The 16594-nt window shown below is 59.8% G+C and carries 19 protein-coding genes; 8 read left to right on the top strand and 11 right to left on the bottom strand.

Going from position 1 to position 16594, the window contains the following annotated elements:
* The first annotated feature begins 44 nt into the window (after window positions 1-44).
* The 3 genes from FHX16_RS12790 (at window position 45) to FHX16_RS12780 (ending at window position 2360) form a co-directional block, all read left to right on the top strand.
* Window positions 45-1472 (top strand): gamma-aminobutyraldehyde dehydrogenase, encoded by a 1428-nt coding sequence (locus tag FHX16_RS12790; protein ID WP_183862448.1) that lies wholly within the window; start codon window positions 45-47, stop codon window positions 1470-1472.
* Window positions 1473-1539: 67 nt separating this feature from the next.
* Window positions 1540-2034 (top strand): ester cyclase, encoded by a 495-nt coding sequence (locus FHX16_RS12785; protein WP_183862450.1) that lies wholly within the window; start codon window positions 1540-1542, stop codon window positions 2032-2034.
* A gap of 152 nt (window positions 2035-2186) precedes the next feature.
* On the top strand, window positions 2187-2360 hold the full coding sequence (locus FHX16_RS12780; protein WP_183862452.1) for a DUF1328 domain-containing protein: 174 nt from the start codon (window positions 2187-2189) through the stop codon (window positions 2358-2360).
* 2 nt (window positions 2361-2362) lie between these two features.
* Here FHX16_RS12780 and FHX16_RS12775 read toward each other — a convergent pair whose 3' ends face one another.
* The 3 genes from FHX16_RS12775 to FHX16_RS12765 form a co-directional block, all read right to left on the bottom strand.
* A complete protein-coding gene (locus tag FHX16_RS12775; protein ID WP_183862454.1) occupies window positions 2363-3571 on the bottom strand; it encodes an adenylate/guanylate cyclase domain-containing protein in 1209 nt (402 codons plus the stop codon).
* 71 nt (window positions 3572-3642) lie between these two features.
* Window positions 3643-4281 (bottom strand): DUF1345 domain-containing protein, encoded by a 639-nt coding sequence (locus FHX16_RS12770; protein WP_246712609.1) that lies wholly within the window; start codon window positions 4279-4281, stop codon window positions 3643-3645.
* 98 nt (window positions 4282-4379) lie between these two features.
* Window positions 4380-5111 carry an SDR family oxidoreductase gene (locus FHX16_RS12765; protein WP_183862456.1) on the bottom strand — a complete coding sequence of 244 codons (732 nt, stop codon included), beginning with the start codon at window positions 5109-5111 and terminating at the stop codon, window positions 4380-4382.
* 210 nt (window positions 5112-5321) lie between these two features.
* Between FHX16_RS12765 and FHX16_RS12760 the strand changes: the two genes are divergently transcribed.
* Window positions 5322-6158, top strand: coding sequence for an amidohydrolase (locus tag FHX16_RS12760; protein ID WP_183862458.1), 837 nt, complete (start codon window positions 5322-5324; stop codon window positions 6156-6158).
* A 56-nt stretch (window positions 6159-6214) separates the two neighbouring features.
* Here FHX16_RS12760 and tal read toward each other — a convergent pair whose 3' ends face one another.
* Window positions 6215-7180, bottom strand: coding sequence for a transaldolase (gene tal / locus FHX16_RS12755; RefSeq protein ID WP_259128606.1), 966 nt, complete (start codon window positions 7178-7180; stop codon window positions 6215-6217).
* 325 nt (window positions 7181-7505) lie between these two features.
* Here tal and FHX16_RS12750 point away from each other — a divergent pair, with 325 nt between their 5' ends.
* Window positions 7506-8489 carry a sugar-binding transcriptional regulator gene (locus FHX16_RS12750; protein ID WP_183862460.1) on the top strand — a complete coding sequence of 328 codons (984 nt, stop codon included), beginning with the start codon at window positions 7506-7508 and terminating at the stop codon, window positions 8487-8489.
* Between the two features lie 19 nt (window positions 8490-8508).
* Here the strand turns inward: FHX16_RS12750 and FHX16_RS12745 are convergent, their stop codons facing one another.
* The 3 genes from FHX16_RS12745 to FHX16_RS12735 all read right to left on the bottom strand — a co-directional run bounded on the left by FHX16_RS12745 (window position 8509) and on the right by FHX16_RS12735 (window position 10541).
* Window positions 8509-8988, bottom strand: a complete 480-nt coding sequence (locus tag FHX16_RS12745) for a hypothetical protein (protein WP_183862461.1) — start codon at window positions 8986-8988, stop codon at window positions 8509-8511.
* Window positions 8989-9101: 113 nt separating this feature from the next.
* Window positions 9102-9974, bottom strand: a complete 873-nt coding sequence (locus tag FHX16_RS12740) for a bifunctional helix-turn-helix domain-containing protein/methylated-DNA--[protein]-cysteine S-methyltransferase (RefSeq protein WP_183862463.1) — start codon at window positions 9972-9974, stop codon at window positions 9102-9104.
* Window positions 9975-10043: 69 nt separating this feature from the next.
* Complete coding sequence (locus FHX16_RS12735; protein ID WP_016556951.1) at window positions 10044-10541, bottom strand: DUF2244 domain-containing protein; 498 nt, start codon at window positions 10539-10541, stop codon at window positions 10044-10046.
* A gap of 22 nt (window positions 10542-10563) precedes the next feature.
* Between FHX16_RS12735 and nth the strand changes: the two genes are divergently transcribed.
* Complete coding sequence (gene nth, locus FHX16_RS12730) at window positions 10564-11346, top strand: endonuclease III (RefSeq protein WP_183862465.1); 783 nt, start codon at window positions 10564-10566, stop codon at window positions 11344-11346.
* Here nth and FHX16_RS12725 read toward each other — a convergent pair.
* A complete protein-coding gene (locus FHX16_RS12725; protein WP_183862466.1) occupies window positions 11311-11889 on the bottom strand; it encodes a TetR/AcrR family transcriptional regulator in 579 nt (192 codons plus the stop codon). The genes nth and FHX16_RS12725 overlap by 36 nt on opposite strands.
* An 83-nt stretch (window positions 11890-11972) precedes the next feature.
* On the opposite strand from FHX16_RS12725, the gene FHX16_RS12720 reads away from it, so the two are divergent.
* On the top strand, window positions 11973-12398 hold the full coding sequence (locus FHX16_RS12720) for a VOC family protein (protein WP_183862468.1): 426 nt from the start codon (window positions 11973-11975) through the stop codon (window positions 12396-12398).
* Window position 12399: 1 nt separating this feature from the next.
* Here the strand turns inward: FHX16_RS12720 and FHX16_RS12715 are convergent, their stop codons facing one another.
* Complete coding sequence (locus FHX16_RS12715; RefSeq protein ID WP_183755926.1) at window positions 12400-13113, bottom strand: sulfate transporter family protein; 714 nt, start codon at window positions 13111-13113, stop codon at window positions 12400-12402.
* Window positions 13114-13340: 227 nt separating this feature from the next.
* On the opposite strand from FHX16_RS12715, the gene FHX16_RS12710 reads away from it, so the two are divergent.
* The gene (locus tag FHX16_RS12710; protein WP_183862470.1) at window positions 13341-14195 is read left to right on the top strand and encodes a MurR/RpiR family transcriptional regulator; all 855 of its coding nucleotides are present in this window, start codon (window positions 13341-13343) and stop codon (window positions 14193-14195) included.
* 50 nt (window positions 14196-14245) lie between these two features.
* On the opposite strand, the gene FHX16_RS12705 is transcribed toward FHX16_RS12710, so the two are convergent.
* Together FHX16_RS12705 and FHX16_RS12700 are read right to left on the bottom strand one after the other, a co-directional pair.
* Window positions 14246-15829 carry an FGGY-family carbohydrate kinase gene (locus FHX16_RS12705; protein WP_183862472.1) on the bottom strand — a complete coding sequence of 528 codons (1584 nt, stop codon included), beginning with the start codon at window positions 15827-15829 and terminating at the stop codon, window positions 14246-14248.
* Window positions 15829-16518: an HAD family phosphatase gene (locus FHX16_RS12700; protein WP_183862474.1), complete on the bottom strand. Its 690-nt coding sequence runs from the start codon at window positions 16516-16518 to the stop codon at window positions 15829-15831. The genes FHX16_RS12705 and FHX16_RS12700 overlap by 1 nt, the downstream gene beginning before the upstream one ends.
* Window positions 16519-16594 lie beyond the last annotated feature (76 nt).

The following is a 16594-nucleotide window of genomic DNA, read 5'->3' as shown; positions in this document are numbered from 1 at the left end:
CGGGATAACCCCCATCCCGCCCCTCAAAGACAAGGGAGAACAAAATGGACACCGCGATGCTGATTGGGTCCCGCTTCGAAGCGGGTACGGAAACGGAAGAGCACATCCTGAACCCGAAGACGGGTGAAACAGTGCTTGACCTGCCGGAAGCCTCGCTTGGCCAGATCGACGCCGCCGTGGACGCGGCGGAAGCCGCGTTCAAGCAATGGTCGCAGACGACGCCGGGCGAACGCTCCAACTACCTCCTAAAGATCGCCGATGCGATCGAGAAGGACGCCGCAGGCTTCGCAGCCCTCGAAGCACTGAACTGTGGCAAGCCGATCAATGCCGTGCTCAATGACGAAATCCCCGCGATCGTCGATTGTTATCGCTTCTTCGCCGGCGCGGTGCGCAACCTGCACGGCCCGGTCGCCGGCGAGTACCTGCCCGGCCACACCTCGATGATCCGCCGCGATGCCGTCGGCATCGTCGGGTCGATCGCGCCCTGGAACTACCCGCTGATGATGATGGCCTGGAAGCTGGCGCCGGCGATCGCCGGTGGCAACACCGTCGTCTTCAAGCCTTCGGAGCAGACGCCGCTGACGGCGCTGAAGATGGCGAAGCTGCTCTCCGAAATCCTGCCGGAGGGCGTCGTCAACGTCATCCTCGGCCGCGGCGAAAGCGTCGGCAACGCGCTGATCAACCACCCGAAGATCTCGATGGTCTCGATCACGGGCGACGTCGCAACCGGTAAGAAGGTGCTTCAGGCAGCCGCCAAAACCGTGAAGCGCACCCACCTGGAACTCGGCGGCAAGGCCCCAGTCATCGTCTTCGCCGACGCCGATATCGATGCCGTGGTCGCAGGCATCCGCACCTTCGGCTACTACAATGCCGGCCAGGATTGCACCGCCGCCTGCCGCATCTATGCCGACGCGAAGGTCTACGACAAGTTCGTCGCCGACCTCTCCTCGGCCGTCTCCTCGATCAAGTTCAACCAGGCTGATGACACTGAAAACGAGATCGGCCCGCTGATCTCCAAACGCCAGCGTGACCGCGTCGAAAGTTTCGTTGCCCGTGCATCCGAGCACAAGCACATGGAAATCACCACCGGCGGCAAGACCTCCGGCGACAAGGGTTTCTTCTACACGCCGACCGTTATCGCCGGCGCCACGCAGGACGATGAAATTGTTCGCCGCGAGGTCTTCGGCCCCGTCGTCTCGGTTACCCGCTTCACCGAAGTCGAGGATGCCGTCACCTGGGCCAACGACAGCGACTACGGCCTCGCTTCGTCGGTCTGGACCAAGGACATCAGCCGCGGCATGAAGATGGCAGCCCGCCTGCAATATGGCTGCACCTGGATCAACACTCACTTCATGCTCACCAACGAGATGCCGCATGGCGGCTTAAAGCAGTCCGGCTATGGCAAGGACATGTCGGTCTACGCGTTGGAAGACTACACGGCCGTCCGCCACGTCATGATCAACCACGGTTGATCCGCGCGGCTGGGCAGACGGTCCGGCCGCAATTCAAAAACAGAACAATGTACAAAGGGGAGTCCACATGAAACGCCGTACCATTCTTGCCGCCTTTGGCGGCATATGCCTCGCCTCGACGTTTGGCGGCGCACCGGTCTATGCCGCCGAGCAGACGCCGCTTGAGGTCGTCCAACAGTATCTCGCCGCATGGAACGCGCATGATGCCACCAAGGCCGCTTCCTACTTCGATGAGAAGGTCAGCTACTACGACGCATCCGTCGGCAAACCGACAGTCGGCAAAGCAGAAGCCAAGGCTGCCGTGATCGACAGCTTCATGGCGGCGGTACCAGACTTGAAATGGGTGATGCGTGGCGACCCGATCGTCAGCGGAAACAAGGTCTCCTTCGAGTGGACCTTTTCAGGAAAGAACAGCGGCGCCTGGGCGGATGGGACCAAGGCGACTGACAAGTCCTTCTCCTTCGACGGCGCCTCCGTCTTCGTCATCGAGAACAACGCGATCAAGCAGCAGTCGGATTATTACGATGCCCTTGGTTTCTACAAGCAATTGGGCCTGATGTAACGACCCATACGGAATGGCGACGCTCCTCGAGGGCGTCGCCACAAGCCCTCCGCTGCATCCGCAACCTGCACCCGCGGATTGCGGAAAAGAGCGTATGGAACAAATTTCCTCGCGCTGCGTCATCTAAGCGATGAACAAAGAGGAAAAAATCCATGCTTAAATGGGCTCTTATATTCTTCGTTATTTCGCTGATTGCCGGTTTCTTCGGCTTCTCCGGCATATCGGCCGCGACGGCGACAATTGCGCGCGTTCTTTTCGGCATCGCGCTGGTGATCTTCCTGATCTTCCTGGTTCTGGCGCTGATGGCCGGCAATGCTGTGCTTTAGCCTCACGTTCTGCGTTGGGCAGCAAACAGAGGCACAGAGTCCTTGAAGCCTTTCAGGGACACAGCTCCCAGACCCTGGAAGGCGAGACCGCGTACTGCCGCTTCGGCGGCAGTACGCGTATTCAGGCAGACAAGAGTTTGAGACGGCCCGGCAACTGCGGAAACGCGTGCCGCGAGATTGACCGTCCTCCCGAAAATATCGCCATCGCGCGGTACCACCTGGCCCGTCGCGACACCGACCCGCACAGGCGGAAGATCGCATTCACGGCTTTGCTCCACCAAGGATAGCGATGCCTCGACTGCCGAAGCCGCGTCGGGGAAGAGCATCATGACTCCATCGCCCAAAGGCTTGACGATCCGTCCATCGAATGAGCAAGAAAGCCGTTGCGCGATCGCCTCGAAACGAGCGGCCTTCTCGGCGGCGGGTGCATCACCGATCTCATGCGTCAATCCGGTGAACCCCGACAGATCGGCAAAAGCGACTGCTGGCAAGCTGTCTTCGTCCTCCGGCTCCAGACCATGTTCGCGCAATGCATCCTGGAGCCTGCCAACGATATTGTCGAAGACAGCCTCTTCAAGCATTCGTCGTTGCAACAGGAAGAGCACCCGAAAGCCGATCCGCTGAAGAGCAAGACGCTTGGCCGCGGAGATCTCCAGAAGGTGATGGTAACTCAGGCCGGCATTCAGCATTGGCTCTTCGACTTCGGCCCGGAAGAGGTCGCGCATCGTCTCGACGCAGCGCCGGACCGAATGCCCAAAGACGCGCAAGACACGCTCCATTCCCGCAGCCGAGGCGCCAAGCTGCATGCATTCGGCGATAAGCCGGACGAACTCCAAATCGTCCTCGCGAAGTGAGCGCTCCGCCGACAACGGCGGCAAGCTTGCGCTGGCCCTGAGACCGTTCAACGTATCGAGGTCGACGGTTCCAGCCGCCACTTCGTCTGCTACCGATGCGCTCGTCATGCTTACCGGTTCGAACATCACTTGACTGGCGAATTCGAACGAGAAGATTTTTCTTCTTAGCCCTTCCGCCAGAATGTCAGGGCCGATGCCCGCGTCCTGCAGAGCAAGGATCAGGCGGAGCCTACTGACATCGCTGAGTGAGTATCCATGCACGCCGGGACCGATGATCTGCCGTTGCTCGAGATCGTCAAGCCGAGCGTCGTCGCAGCCGGCAAGCACCAACAATCTCTGACGCGGCAACGCTTCCATGACGGCAACCTTTGGGGAAGGAGATTGCTTTCTACCCCAAATCCGTGCGCCCCTCCACGCAGCCAAAGGGGTTAGAGCAGACTCGCCCCAACATTGATGGCTAGCGCCAGGATCGTCGTGTTGAACAGAAACGACAGTATGGAATGCAGCAGCGTCAGCTTCCGCATCGTCACCGATGTCGTCGCGACATCCGCCGTCTGCGAGGCAACGCCGATCGTGAAGGAATAATAGAGAAAATCCCAATAGATCGGCTCTTTCGTGCTCTCCGGAAACTTCAGTCCATCGCCTTTGTGGGAACCGCCATAGTAGCGGTGCGCGTAGTGAACGGTGAAGAGCGTGTGCAGGAAGAACCAGGAATTCAGGATGGTGACGATCGCCACCAGCGCCCGGGCCAACGCTTCGCTCGGTCCCGCTTCCTTGGCGAAGTGCAACTCGAGCGCGATGCCGGCGATACTGGCGACGGCAGCCAAAATTGACAACGCCAGCAGGACGACGTCCGAAATATCGAGGTCCTCAGCGCGTTTGCGGATGCTCGCGACACTCGCGCGCAACATTCGCCGCCAGGTCAGCGCGGTAAAAACGATGGCACTGACGTTCCAGGCGACGATCAGGTTTTGCGGATTGACCTCCCGGCTGGTCAAAAGCAGAAACGTCACCAGCCCGGCGGCCACGGCGACGACAAAGACCATGTGTTTGCGAACCTGCCCCATTCCGTGACTTCCCCGGTCGCACACGTCTTCTTAGGCGAGCGCGCGTACTGCAAGATTGCCTTTGATATCAGCTTGATGGCAGCGCGAGCAATATGGCCTCAGCCAGTCCAGCCCCCATCGACGACATGGATCTGACCGGTCGTAAAGCCTGCCTCGTCGCCAGAAAGATAGGTCACAAGGGCAGCGATCTCTTCCGGTGTCGCAATGCGTCCCATCGGCTGGCGAGCGATGAAATCCTTCAGTGCCTTGTCGTAATCGCCCGTGGCACGCAAGCGATCGTGCAGCGACGGGCTATCCACCGTGCCGGGGCAGATGGCGTTGGCGCGAATGCCCTTCGCCACAAAATCCGAAGCGATCGACTTCGTGAGCCCGATGACGGCAGCCTTCGATGCACTGTAGGCGAAGCGATTGGGAACACCCTTCACGCTGGAAGCAACCGAAGCCATGTTGACGATCGACCCTTTGCCTTTCTCCAGCATGCCCGGAAGAAAAGTACGGCAGGTCGTATACATCGCCTTGGCATTGAGGTTGAAGGAGAAATCCCAGTCCTTTTCCTCGCAATCCAGGATTGTGCCGGCATGAACGAAGCCGGCGCAATTGAAGAGAACGTCAACCGGGCCAATCTCGGTCGCGAAGGCTCGGACAGCGTCGCCATCGAGTACGTTAAGAATGTGCTTCTCGGCGCCCTCAAGCGTGGACAGCGTCTTCTCGTTGATATCAGTCGCATAGACATGCGCGCCGAGCGACAGGAAACGCTCTGCGCTCGCTCGACCAATGCCCTGCCCTGCCGCCGTGATGACGACCTTCTTGCCTTCCAGACCGTGGCTCATACGTCCTCCCAAAGAATCCAGCGCTTGCGACGCGTTCATTCATATGCAAACAATATATTCAGATTGGCGTCAACCTGGGTGGAGCAGAGTTGCACGCCGGAGGAAGCCTAATCAATCTCATGTCGCCGGGCATGACAAATCTGGTCGCGGAACGCCGCCCGACCGATATGCTTATGTCTGCGGCAGTTATCATGCAGTGGGAGGAACAGCATGCTTTTCGACACACACCTGCACATCGTCGATCGGCAGGCGCTTGACTATCCCTGGCTTTCGAGCGCCGGAGATCTCAATCGAGATAGTCTCTACGAAGACTATGCACGCGATGCGATGCGATGTGGGATCTCCAACGTCCTGCACATGGAGGTGGATGTCGCACCCACCCGCATCGATGATGAGACGAGCTACGTCAATGAGGTCAGCCGTCGTCCAGGTAGCCTCGTGCGCGGCGTCATCGCCGCATGCCGACCGGAGGAAGACGGGTTCGAGGCGTATCTCGAGCGATCGCTCGCCGATCCCTTCATCAAGGGGTTCCGCCGCGTCCTGCATGTAGCACCCGACGATACGGCCGCCCGACCGCTGTTTCGCGAGAACGTCCGGCGCCTCTCCGGCACCCGCATGACGTTCGACCTCTGCGTCTTCCCGCATCAATTCGAAACCATCCTCGCACTTGTCGATCATTGCCCGGACGTTCGCTTCATTCTCGACCATTGTGCCAATCCGCCGATCAAGGAGGGCATGAACGAAGTCTGGCGCAAGGGTGTCACGGATTTTTCCCGGCGCCCGAACGTAACCGCAAAGGTCTCCGGCGTCGTCGCGTATGGTGATCTTGAAAAATGGTCGGTCGACAGCCTGCGCCCCTATGTCGAGCATACGATCGGAAGCTTTGGCTGGGATCGTGTCGTCTGGGGAAGCGACTGGCCGGTCTGCACGCTGGGTGGCGGGCTGACACCCTGGGTCGCGGCCACCCATGCTCTGACTGCAGGCTGCAGCCCGGAGGAGCGCGATAAGTTCTATCAGGCCAATGCCAAGCGCATCTGGTCGATATGAAACAAAAAGGGCGGCGCCATCGGCGCCGCCCTTTCAGTTTAGTTCGCCCGACAACCTTAAGCGGCTGCGAGCTGCAGTTCCTTCTGAACATTACCACGCAGCGTACCGAGGTCTTTGGCGAAGGCACGGATGCCTTCAGCAAGCTTTTCGGTCGCCATCGCGTCTTCGTTCATCATCCAGCGGAAGGTCTTTTCGTCGACGGTGATCTTGGGAGCAGGCTTCGTCACGTCAGGCGAGAGCTTACGCTCGAGCTTACCCTGGTCCTTGGAGAGTTCGTCGAGGAGGTTCGGCGCAATCGTCAAGCGATCGCAACCGGCCAAGGCTTCGATTTCGCCGGCGCTGCGGAACGACGCGCCCATGACGATCGTCTTGATGTCGTTGTCCTTGTAGTAGTTGTAGATGTCGCGAACGGAAATGACGCCCGGATCTTCCTCGGGCGTGAACTCCTTGCCGGTCGACTTCTTGTACCAGTCGAGGATACGGCCGACGAACGGCGAGATCAGGAACACCTTGGCGTCGGCGCAGGCGATCGCCTGGGCCTTCGAGAAGAGAAGCGTCAAGTTGCAGTCGATGCCTTCTTTCTGCAGGATCTCGGCCGCACGAATGCCTTCCCAAGTCGAAGCCAACTTGATGAGGATGCGGTCACGCTCGATACCGCGTTCCTTGTAGGCAGCGATGATCGAACGTGCCTTGGCAAGCGATGCTTCGGTATCGAAGGAAAGGTCCGCATCGACTTCAGTCGAGACGCGACCCGGAACGAGTTTGACGAGCGCAGCACCGACGGAGATCGCGAGACGATCGGCAACGGCTGCGGAAACGGCCTCTGGATTGCCGCCCTGCTTCTTGCCCCAGGCAACGGCTTCCTTGACCGTGTCTGCAAACATCGGCGTGCCCAGTGCTTTGAGGACGATGCTTGGGTTCGTCGTGCAATCAACCGGCTTCAGACGGGCAACAGCTTCGATGTCACCGGAATCGGCAACGACGGTGGTCATTTCGCGGAGTTGGTCAAGCTTGGATGTCATGGTTACTGGTCCTTTTGACTTGAGCTGCGAGCCGGCGCCTATTCGACCGGCAAAATAATCTACGAACAAGCGGTCAGTATGCTGCACATCGGGCTGCGCTCGTCTTGCTCAAACGAACTGCAACGTGAGGGACAGTTGCACCTTACCTCCTCGGACGCATAAGGGCGACTTCTTCGCGGCGACTATCGCTACTACCACCTAGATATGTCAAGGACATTTGTGCATTTCAATTGACATAAGTGTCACACCCGTCATTATCAGGCGCAACACCGAACCTGTCCTGGCTTAATGGTAGATCTAGGGCGCATTTCGCTCCGGAGGAGATGTGGTCAAGCTCAAACGCGGCACGCACACTGCCTATTCCGAGGCCTCCTCTCTCAGGCTGCGTGCGGCCTGGCTCTATTACAACCAGGGCCTGACCCAGAAGGATGTCGCCGAACAACTCGGCATCAGCCGCACGACGGTGATCCGCCTGCTCGACGAGGCGATGAAGCGCAGCGAAGTTCAGATCTGGATCAACGACTCGATCGGCGACTGCGTCGAATTGTCCGTCAAGCTCGAACGTACCTATGGTCTCGATGAGGCGATTGTTGTGCCGGCGCCGGCAAGCCCTGACGCCAATTCAATGGCAAAGAGCGTCGGCTTGGCGCTCGGCCAGTTCCTCTCCGAAGCCATTCCTGACAATTACACGATTGGCGTCGGCTGGGGGCGCACGATGACAGCCTCGCTCTCCAGCTTCCGGCCGCCCCGCCGCGACAATTGCAAGGTCGTCTCGCTGCTCGGCGGAGTCGTCGCTGTCCACCAGACGAACCCGATCGACTACACCTGGCGGCTGGCAAGCCAGCTCGGGGCGGAGTGCTACATGTTCCTCGCCCCGCTGCTGGTGGATTCGACGGAGACCAAGCGGAACCTCATCGAGAAATGCGGGCTCGATACGATCTATCGTCTGGCCGAAACGCTTGATCTCGCGATCGTCAGCTGCGGCGATATCGGCCCGCATTCCACCTCTCTATCGGAAGGCTGGATCTCCAAAGCGGAGCTGCAACAACTCATCGACGCCGGCTGCGTCTGCGATACGATGTTCAACTTCCTCGACCAGGGCGGCAACACGATCGATCACTCGATCAACAGCCGCGTCATGTCTGTGGACCTCGATACTTTGAAGAAGGCCAAGCACATCGTGCTGTCATCGGGCGGTGCGCATCGCGCCGTGGCTATCCGGGCGACGATCAAACGCATCGGCTGCAATACCCTCATCACGGACGAGAGCGCCGCCAAGGCGCTGTTGGCCCTGGCGGAAGCATCTTAGCGGCTTCCAGAGCAGGCCGTTATTGCAACTGGCAGAGACGCGACAATTGCGATTGCGCCCAGTTCCGCGCAAAATCCTGGGTGTCCGGTAGCTCCGACAGGAGGCTTCCGATCTCGCCATCGATCTCTATGTGGGTGTCCGTGATCTTGCACGCTCCCACATCGAGCGAGACCGTGGCGACGACCTTGCCCTCCACCGGTGCCATCTGAAAGAGCGCATTGTTACCGGTCTCGCAGGTCAAAAGCGCCGTTGCCTTCACGGATGCGAGATTGGCTCCCGTCGAACAGACATCTGCGGACACAACCTTGAAGCCGCTGGTTCGATTGGGCCCCACGGGAAGCTGCTCGCATAGCTGCGCGGTCGATATCGCTCGCGCGACCTCCGGCCATTGCGGACTACTCATCGCCGACTTGCAGCCCGCCCAGGCTGGAACGAGCGATAGCGCGAGCAGGCCAACGGCAATGCCCGCGATCTTGCATGGCTTTTCTCCAGAGTTCATTTCCGCCTCCTCGAGCCCCAGCTCGGAATCAAACCGGTAATTCCTGAGTTTTTGATGGCGGGACTCTCAGGGGAGGTAACGTATCCACAGCTTGGATGGATGCGTGACTGCGGTCACGCGTGCGCCGCCTCCCAGCCCAGCATCGCCCGCTTGCGCGTGAGGCCCCAGTGATACCCCGTCAAAGCCCCGCTCTTGCCGAGTGCGCGGTGGCAGGGAACCACGAAGGAAATCGGGTTTGCGCCAACCGCTGCGCCGACGGCGCGCATTGCCTTCGGCCGGCCGATGTCATTGGCGATATCACTGTAGGTCACGGCTCTGCCGAAGGGGATCTTCAGCAAGCTTTCCCAAACCTGCACCTGGAAATCGGTGCCGATCAGGACGACTCGCAACGGCTGATCGCAGGTCCAGCGGCCCGGCTCGAATATTCGCTCTGCATAAGGCGCCGTTGCCTCTGTATCCTCGACATAACTAGCGTTCGGCCAACGGCACGTCATGTCGTCAAGGCAGGCCGCCTCGTCTCCGAGATCGCTGAAGGCAAGTCCCGCGAGACCCCGGTCGGTTGCCATCACAAGCGCAACGCCGAATGGCGACGCATGGAAGCCATAGCGGATCGTCAACCCGCCGCCTTTCGCCTTCCACTCTCCGGGCGACATCGCCTCATGCGTGACGAAGAGATCATGCAGGCGGCTTGGGCCGGAAAGCCCGACTTCGATAGAGGTCTCCAGCAGAGGCATTGCTTCCTCGCGGAGCAGCCGCTTCGCATGGTCGAGCGTGACCGCCTGCAGGAAAGCCTTTGGAGACAGACCGGCCCAGCGGGTAAACGTCTTTTGCAGCTGCGTCGGCGATTGGTTGAGCCGCGCCGCCATCGTTTCGAGGGACGGCTGATCGCGGTAGTCCTCGGTGATGAGTTCGATCACCCGGCGTACCGTCTCGTAGTCGGAACCGTCAGGGGTGATATCGGTGTTCAGCTTGGCTACCATGTTCATGATCTTTCTCCTTACACCAAGGAGATAGTCAAGTGGCCGCCCGCAAACCACCCGTTTCTTGCGCGTCGATCAAATCCGTTGCTTGACGGTGGCAAGCGCGCCTTTGAAGGCCTTGGCAAAGCTCTCGCGGTCGTCAGGGTTCAGGAAAGAACCGATATCCGTGCCCTTTCCCTCGCCTGTTATATGCATGGAAAGGATGCCGATTTCCTGATGCCGGCGAACGAAGAAGCGCGTCCAGAAGGGATTGAAATGATGTTCGACCATCCGCCCGGAGGGCGCGAACTTGCGCACCGAGATATCGCTCCGCGACACCGTCACTTCCTCCCGCGCACGGCCGGCACGGTAGTTCAGCCAGAAGGCGCCGTAGAGCAGCAGGAAATCCAGCCCAAAAAAGAAGCCGATCGGCCAAGCGCCAGTCGCGACGAAGAACATGCCGTACATCAAGCACACGGCGCCGGTCAAAAGCAGCAACACTTTGAAGCCTTTGCGACCGAGCGACCGGTACGGAAAAAGCTCGGCAGCAAAAACAGGTTGTTCGTTGGCCCTATCGGCGTTGCTTTCCATCATGGCTGGCAAGTATAGATTTTACATGCCAACTCCGAAACTCAAATCATCAGCCACATCGCCGCAGAACTCAAAAGTGATCATTCGCCGCAAGAAGCCGGCCACGGTCCGTTCGGCCTATTCCGAGGCTGAGCGCGAGGAGATCTTCCGCCGCTTCTCCATCCAGCGGCCGGAGCCGAAGGGCGAACTGGAGCACACCAATCCCTTCACGCTGGTCGTTGCCGTGGCCCTCTCCGCCCAGGCGACAGATGCGGGCGTCAACAAGGCGACGCGCGCCCTGTTCAAGATCGCTGACACGCCTGAAAAAATGCTGGCGCTCGGGGAGGAAAGAGTACGCGATTACATCAAGACGATCGGGCTCTACCGCAACAAGGCGAAGAACGTCATCGCTCTATCGCAACTGCTGGTCGACAAATTCGGCGGCGTCGTGCCGCAAACGCGCGACGAACTGATGACACTACCTGGCGTCGGTCGCAAGACCGCCAATGTCGTGCTCTCCATGGCCTTCGGCCAGGCAACGATGGCGGTGGACACCCACATCTTTCGGATCGCCAACCGCATCAAGCTGGCACCGGGCAAGACGCCTGACGAGGTAGAGGAACGCCTGATGAAGGTGGTGCCGAAGCACTACCTCTATCATGCCCACCACTGGCTGATCTTGCACGGCCGCTATACCTGCAAGGCGCGCAAGCCGGAATGTGAACGTTGCGTGATTGCCGACATCTGCAAGTCGCCCGAGAAGACGTGCGATGTGCCGGCGGCGTTGGTCGAGTTACCGCGACAGGTTATAGGAGAGGCCGTCGAGTAAGGCGGCAATCGCCTGCTCATACTCGCTGCGTTCCTCACCGGCTGCGATTGCGATCGCGGCGCGGTCGAAGGCGGCCGAAAGAAGCCGCGCGATCGGCTGCAGCACGGGGCCTCCGCCTGGAAGATATGCTTCGAGGCCCCGTTGGAGCGTGGCTTCAGCGTTCTCCTCGTCGATGACGCCTGCATCGCGAAGGCCAAGGACGGCGGGTGCCTCCAGCAGGAGCAGTTTCGTTCGCCCTTCGTCCGCCAATGCATCGAAATATGCAGAGCCGCCCTCGAGCAATGCCTGACGGGGCGTCAGATCACCGGAGGTGCGCGCTTCGATCGCCTCAGCAACCGCTGCGGCTTCCCGTTCGACCACCGCTCGAAACAGTGCCTTCTTGTCCTCGAAGTGATGATAGAGCGCGCCGCGCGTCACCCCCGCGGCGGCGACGATATCTGGCGTCGCCGTATCGCCATAACCTTTCTCCACGAACAAGCGGCGCGCGGCGTCGAGCAAAGCCTGTTTCGTCTGTTCAGTGCGCTCGCGATTGCTTCTGCTCATAGGAATCTCTTTACATACAATCTGCACGTATGTTAATTACAAAACATGCAGATTGTATGAAAAAACGAGCAGAGGGAAAAGAGATGAAATCGACCAGCTACTATCCCGTAATCATGACTGACCGGGTCCACGAGACAGCTCGCTTCTACATCGGCCATTTCCGCTTCAAGGCGCTTTTCGAAAGCGATTGGTACATTCACCTGCAGTCGATGGACGACGAGCACGTCATCCTCGCAATCCTCGACGGCAGCCATGAGACGATCCCGGAGATCGCACGCGGCAAGGTCTCCGGACTGCTTCTCAATTTCGAAGTAGACGATATCGACGCTATCTATGCGGCCTGCGGAGAGGCGAAGTTGCCGATCCTGAAGCCGATCTGCGACGAGGATTTCGGACAGAGACACTTTATCACGGCCGACCCGAACGGGGTTCTGATCGACATCATCAAGCCGATACCGCCGAGTGCCGAATACGCTGCAATGTACGACGCCTCAGCCCTGCCAACCTGACCTAGCCGCGAAAGCCCGCATCCTCGCGGGAGATCAGCTTATGCAGGTGCACCATTAGTCCGGCAGCGAACAGCGGCGTCAGCAGATTGACGATCGGGATGGCAAGGAACGCCGCAATGACGAGCCCCGCGAGAAACACCGTCGCCGCATGCTTCGCCCGGAACGACCGCGCCTCCTGCGGTGAGCGGAACCGCATCGCCGCAAACTCGAAGAATTCGCGGCCGAGCAGGTAACCATTGACGAGAAAGAAGGCAATCAGGTTGACGCCCGGCACAAACAGCAGAAAAAGCGCGACGACATTGCCGACGATGACAATGCCGAGAAACTTGATGGAACTTGCGAGAGCCGGACCGAGCGGCATCGCGGTGCCGGCCGGGTCCGAGGGATAGTCCCGCTTTTCGATAACCTCGGCTACGTCGTCGAGAAACAGCCCGGCAATCAGCGCCGTTACCGGGGATAGCAACAGGGCCAACCCGAGCGCCAGTCCAATCCCGGCTGCGATCGCAAACACGAAGCCCAGCCACCCGGCCCAATCTGGCATGGCCGGAAAGAAGCTCGCAACCCACGGGAAAACGAATGACATAAAAGCACTTCGCAATGCTAGCCAAAGCCCTACGAGCACCAAAAGAGTCAAACCCAGGACCTTCCAAAAGACTGAACGTGTCTCCGCTGCAAAAAGATTGACAAGGGATAGTCGAGCGGCCTCTAAGATCATCCTGGGGTCTCCGGTTGCAATAACCATGTAGGAATCTGAAGTTTGAACGGCAAGGCTGAAATAAATCCGGCCGATCGCCCCAAAACTTGTCGGGAAACCTATGTTAATATATAGTAATTTATCATCTAAGATTGCTTTATCCTGAGACGCAGCTTTCGGAATAGTTGCAAGCGACGGGGGTTGCCCTGCTTATCCGGGAATTGCTTCGGAAGATCTGGACGGCTGACGTGGAAGATTTTGTTCAAAAGCTCCGCCAATATGCCAAGTCCGGCACCCCGGCCGAGCGACGAATCGCGAAGTACTTCTCCGAACACCTGAACGATCTGCCGTTCGAAACAGCCGCTTCGGTTGCCGATCGCCTGGATCTCAGCCCAATGACAGTGGGCCGCTTTCTGCGCGCGCTCGGCTATCAGGGACTCGACAGCGTCAAGGTCCACATCCGTGAGACAACGGCCATCTCGCCGACGCAGATGCAGGCATCTCTCACTGAGCTGCAAACCGATGCTACCGCCGGCAAGCCGCTCGCCGTACTCGTCTCCGAACAGATTCAGGCATTGCACCACATCTACCACCTGACCGGCCAGCCGCAGTGGACCGAAGCTGTTTCGATGATCTCAGCCGCTCATGAGGTCTTTATCGCTTCGCATGCGCGCCTGTCCGGTTTCGCATCACACTTCGCCCAGCGATTGACATATGCACGCGATGGCGTGCATGCGCTTGATGGTACGGGCAGCCGCTTCGCCGAGCTCTTCGCACGGCTCGATGGCAATGATGCCCTGCTCGTGGTGATTGATAGCCGCCGTTTCGGCAAGGCCCGCCTGCTCGCCCGCACGGCACGGCGCTACGGATACAAGGTCATTCTGGTTACCGCACAAGGAGCCAACTGGATACCAGATCAGGCCAATCTCGTGCTGGCCCTTCCGCCCGCCCGCTCCGAGGACGCCGACAACCTGCCGCCATTGATGGCCTTGCTCGACTGCTTGTCGGAAACCGTCATTGCTGCCGCAGGCGACGAAGCGAGCGCCCGCACCCGCCGCATGGTGGAATTTGGCAGCATGCTGGGCGAAAGCGGAAACCGCTAGATCGGGCCTCCGATAGGGTTGTCCGGTCAGACCGAGGCGACCGATTGGCCCTACTCCATCGCCTCCAGCTCGGCGCGGTGACGATACATGGCAAGTAACCTGCGATAATCGCGGTCGTAAAGCGCCTGCTTTGCTGCATCCGGCAGCCGCTCTTCGCCGCCGGGATACATCGCCGCTCCCGCTTCTGCGAGATCAGCATAGAGGCCACACGCCACGGAAGCCGCCATCGCCGTGCCAAGGAGCACCGCCTCGTTCATCTTAGGCACCACGACCTTGCAACCGGTGGCATCCGAATAGAGCTCCATCAGCACCGAATTTTTCACATGGCCGCCGGCGACATGCAGGGTGTCCGGCACATAGCCGTACTCTTTCATCCGCTCCAGGATGTGGCGTATCCCGAGCGCTATCCCCACTGCGGTACGCCAATACAGCGCGCAGAGCCCGTCGAAGGAGGTGTCCAAGGTCAGGCCGCTTACCGCGCCGACGGCATGCGGGTCAGCGAGCGGCGAGCGGTTGCCGTGAAAATCCGGCAGGACGAAGATCCGCGCACCGAATTCGTCCCCCTCGTCGGCGCGGAGCTGCGCGATCCTAAGGACGATCTTCTGGTGCAATGCCGCGCTCGGCTCGCCGCCGGCCGCGTGCATCCGTACGATATGGTCGAGCAGCGCGCCCGTCGCCGATTGCCCTGCTTCGACCAGCCAGGTTTCTGGAAAGACTGCTTCGTAGTACGGGCCCCACATGCCGTGGCTTGGCTTGCGCTCGCGCGAGAACGAGACGATGCAACTCGACGTGCCAGCGATCAGGGCCAGCTGGCGCTCTAGCCCGCGGGCATCGCGCGCCTCGCCGCCGAGTGTGCCGAGTGCTCCGGCATAGGCATCGATCATGCCCGAGGAAACGTGGCACGCCGTCGTCAATCCCAGCGCCGAGGCGGCCTCCTGCGTCAGGGTCCCGACACTCTTGCCAACCGCCACCGTTTCCTCCGGCAGCCGTCCGCGTTCCAGCAGGTCGTCGAGCCCGATCTGCTCGAGAAAGTCCTTCTGCCAACCTTTGTTGAGATGCGCCAGGTAGTTCCATTTGGCTGTCAACGTGCAACGCGAGCGGGCCAAAGCACCTGTCGCCTTCCAGGTCATGAAATCCGCCAGATCGAAGAGATAGCCGGTGTTCATCCAAGTGCCGGGCAACTTCTTCTTCAGCCACATCAGCTTCGGCATTTCCATTTCCGGGGACATGAAATGGCCTGAGTGCTCCAGCACCGGATGCTGCGTCGCCGTGCAGAAATCGGCCTCCCTCAGTGCCCGGTGGTCGAGCCAGACGATGGTGTCGAAACGCCGTTCGCCGCCGGTCGAAACACTGATCTGATTGCCGTCGACATCGCGCACGACGAGCGAGCAGGTGGCGTCGAAGCCAATAGCGCCGACCGATGCCGGCGCAGCCCCCGATTGCTCCATTGCCTTGCGCACAGCAATGCAGACTGCCGACCAGATGTCTTCGGAATCGTGCTCGGCGTGGTTTTCACGCGGTCGGTTCATGATGATCGGGTGTTCGGCCTTGCCCAGTAGCGCGCCGCGAGCGTCGAAGACGCCGGCGCGCGCACTGCCCGTGCCGATATCGACCGCAACCACATGCTGAGGCATTAAAGGTGCATCCCGTCCTGCTTATGTTTGCGGACAAGGTGTATCAATTCCGGCATCGCGTCAAACACGGCTTCGGGCGAAAGCCGGTCAAGTTCAGCGCGATAGCCGGAAAAATTGGCGTGTGAACCACCGGTGAAGGCAAACACCCTCATGCCTGCGGCCTTGGCCGCCTCTATCCCGGCGGGGCTGTCTTCGACCACGACGCAACCTGCCGGATCGACATTCATTTCACGCGCCGCATGCAGGAACAGGTCCGGGGCCGGTTTGCCGTTCTTGACCATCGTTGCACTGAAGATATTCGGCAACCGATCGATCAAACCGGTGACCGTCAGCGACAGACGGATGCGCTCGACCTGGCTGGAAGAGGCGACGCAGCACGGAATACCGAGAGTGTCGATCGTCTCGGCGATCCCGTCCATCGGTTTCAGCTCCTTGCGAAAGCGGGCGTAGAGATCTGTGCGAATCTGCTCGAGGAATTCCTGGCCCGGGTGGACGTTGTATTCGGTCTTCATCGTCTCGATCACCGTCGCCAGACTGCGTCCGAGGAAGCGGCCGTAGACCTCTTCCTCGGTGATCGGGATGTTGAGATCGTTCATCGCCTTGACAAGAACGCTGACCGATATCGGTTCGCTATCGACGAGAACGCCGTCGCAATCGAAGATGACCAGCCGTGTTTCAGCCTCTGCCATGGCAGACCCATTCGCAATTGGTGCAGGAAAGTTCCAGCCGCCGGACTTGGCGGACGCGGCGGCAAGAATGCCGCCA

It is taken from the genome of Rhizobium sp. BK661, from assembly GCF_024808825.1.
Lineage (GTDB): Bacteria > Pseudomonadota > Alphaproteobacteria > Rhizobiales > Rhizobiaceae > Rhizobium.
Note: the sequence above shows the minus strand (reverse complement) of the source record. Positions and strands in the feature narration are given on the sequence as shown.

Coding starts and splice junctions, on each gene's coding strand:
- FHX16_RS12790 (WP_183862448.1), top strand. CDS start 45: ATGGACACCGCGATGCTGATTGGGTCCCGCTTCGAAGCGGGTACGGAA.
- nth (WP_183862465.1), top strand. CDS start 10,564: ATGCCAACTCCGAAACTCAAATCATCAGCCACATCGCCGCAGAACTCA.
- FHX16_RS12780 (WP_183862452.1), top strand. CDS start 2,187: ATGCTTAAATGGGCTCTTATATTCTTCGTTATTTCGCTGATTGCCGGT.
- FHX16_RS12775 (WP_183862454.1), bottom strand. CDS start 3,571: ATGGAAGCGTTGCCGCGTCAGAGATTGTTGGTGCTTGCCGGCTGCGAC.
- FHX16_RS12760 (WP_183862458.1), top strand. CDS start 5,322: ATGCTTTTCGACACACACCTGCACATCGTCGATCGGCAGGCGCTTGAC.
- FHX16_RS12735 (WP_016556951.1), bottom strand. CDS start 10,541: ATGATGGAAAGCAACGCCGATAGGGCCAACGAACAACCTGTTTTTGCT.
- FHX16_RS12725 (WP_183862466.1), bottom strand. CDS start 11,889: ATGAGCAGAAGCAATCGCGAGCGCACTGAACAGACGAAACAGGCTTTG.
- FHX16_RS12785 (WP_183862450.1), top strand. CDS start 1,540: ATGAAACGCCGTACCATTCTTGCCGCCTTTGGCGGCATATGCCTCGCC.
- FHX16_RS12770 (WP_246712609.1), bottom strand. CDS start 4,281: ATGGGGCAGGTTCGCAAACACATGGTCTTTGTCGTCGCCGTGGCCGCC.
- tal (WP_259128606.1), bottom strand. CDS start 7,180: ATGACATCCAAGCTTGACCAACTCCGCGAAATGACCACCGTCGTTGCC.
- FHX16_RS12705 (WP_183862472.1), bottom strand. CDS start 15,829: ATGCCTCAGCATGTGGTTGCGGTCGATATCGGCACGGGCAGTGCGCGC.
- FHX16_RS12740 (WP_183862463.1), bottom strand. CDS start 9,974: ATGAACATGGTAGCCAAGCTGAACACCGATATCACCCCTGACGGTTCC.
- FHX16_RS12765 (WP_183862456.1), bottom strand. CDS start 5,111: ATGAGCCACGGTCTGGAAGGCAAGAAGGTCGTCATCACGGCGGCAGGG.
- FHX16_RS12745 (WP_183862461.1), bottom strand. CDS start 8,988: ATGAACTCTGGAGAAAAGCCATGCAAGATCGCGGGCATTGCCGTTGGC.
- FHX16_RS12715 (WP_183755926.1), bottom strand. CDS start 13,113: ATGATCTTAGAGGCCGCTCGACTATCCCTTGTCAATCTTTTTGCAGCG.
- FHX16_RS12720 (WP_183862468.1), top strand. CDS start 11,973: ATGAAATCGACCAGCTACTATCCCGTAATCATGACTGACCGGGTCCAC.
- FHX16_RS12700 (WP_183862474.1), bottom strand. CDS start 16,518: ATGGCAGAGGCTGAAACACGGCTGGTCATCTTCGATTGCGACGGCGTT.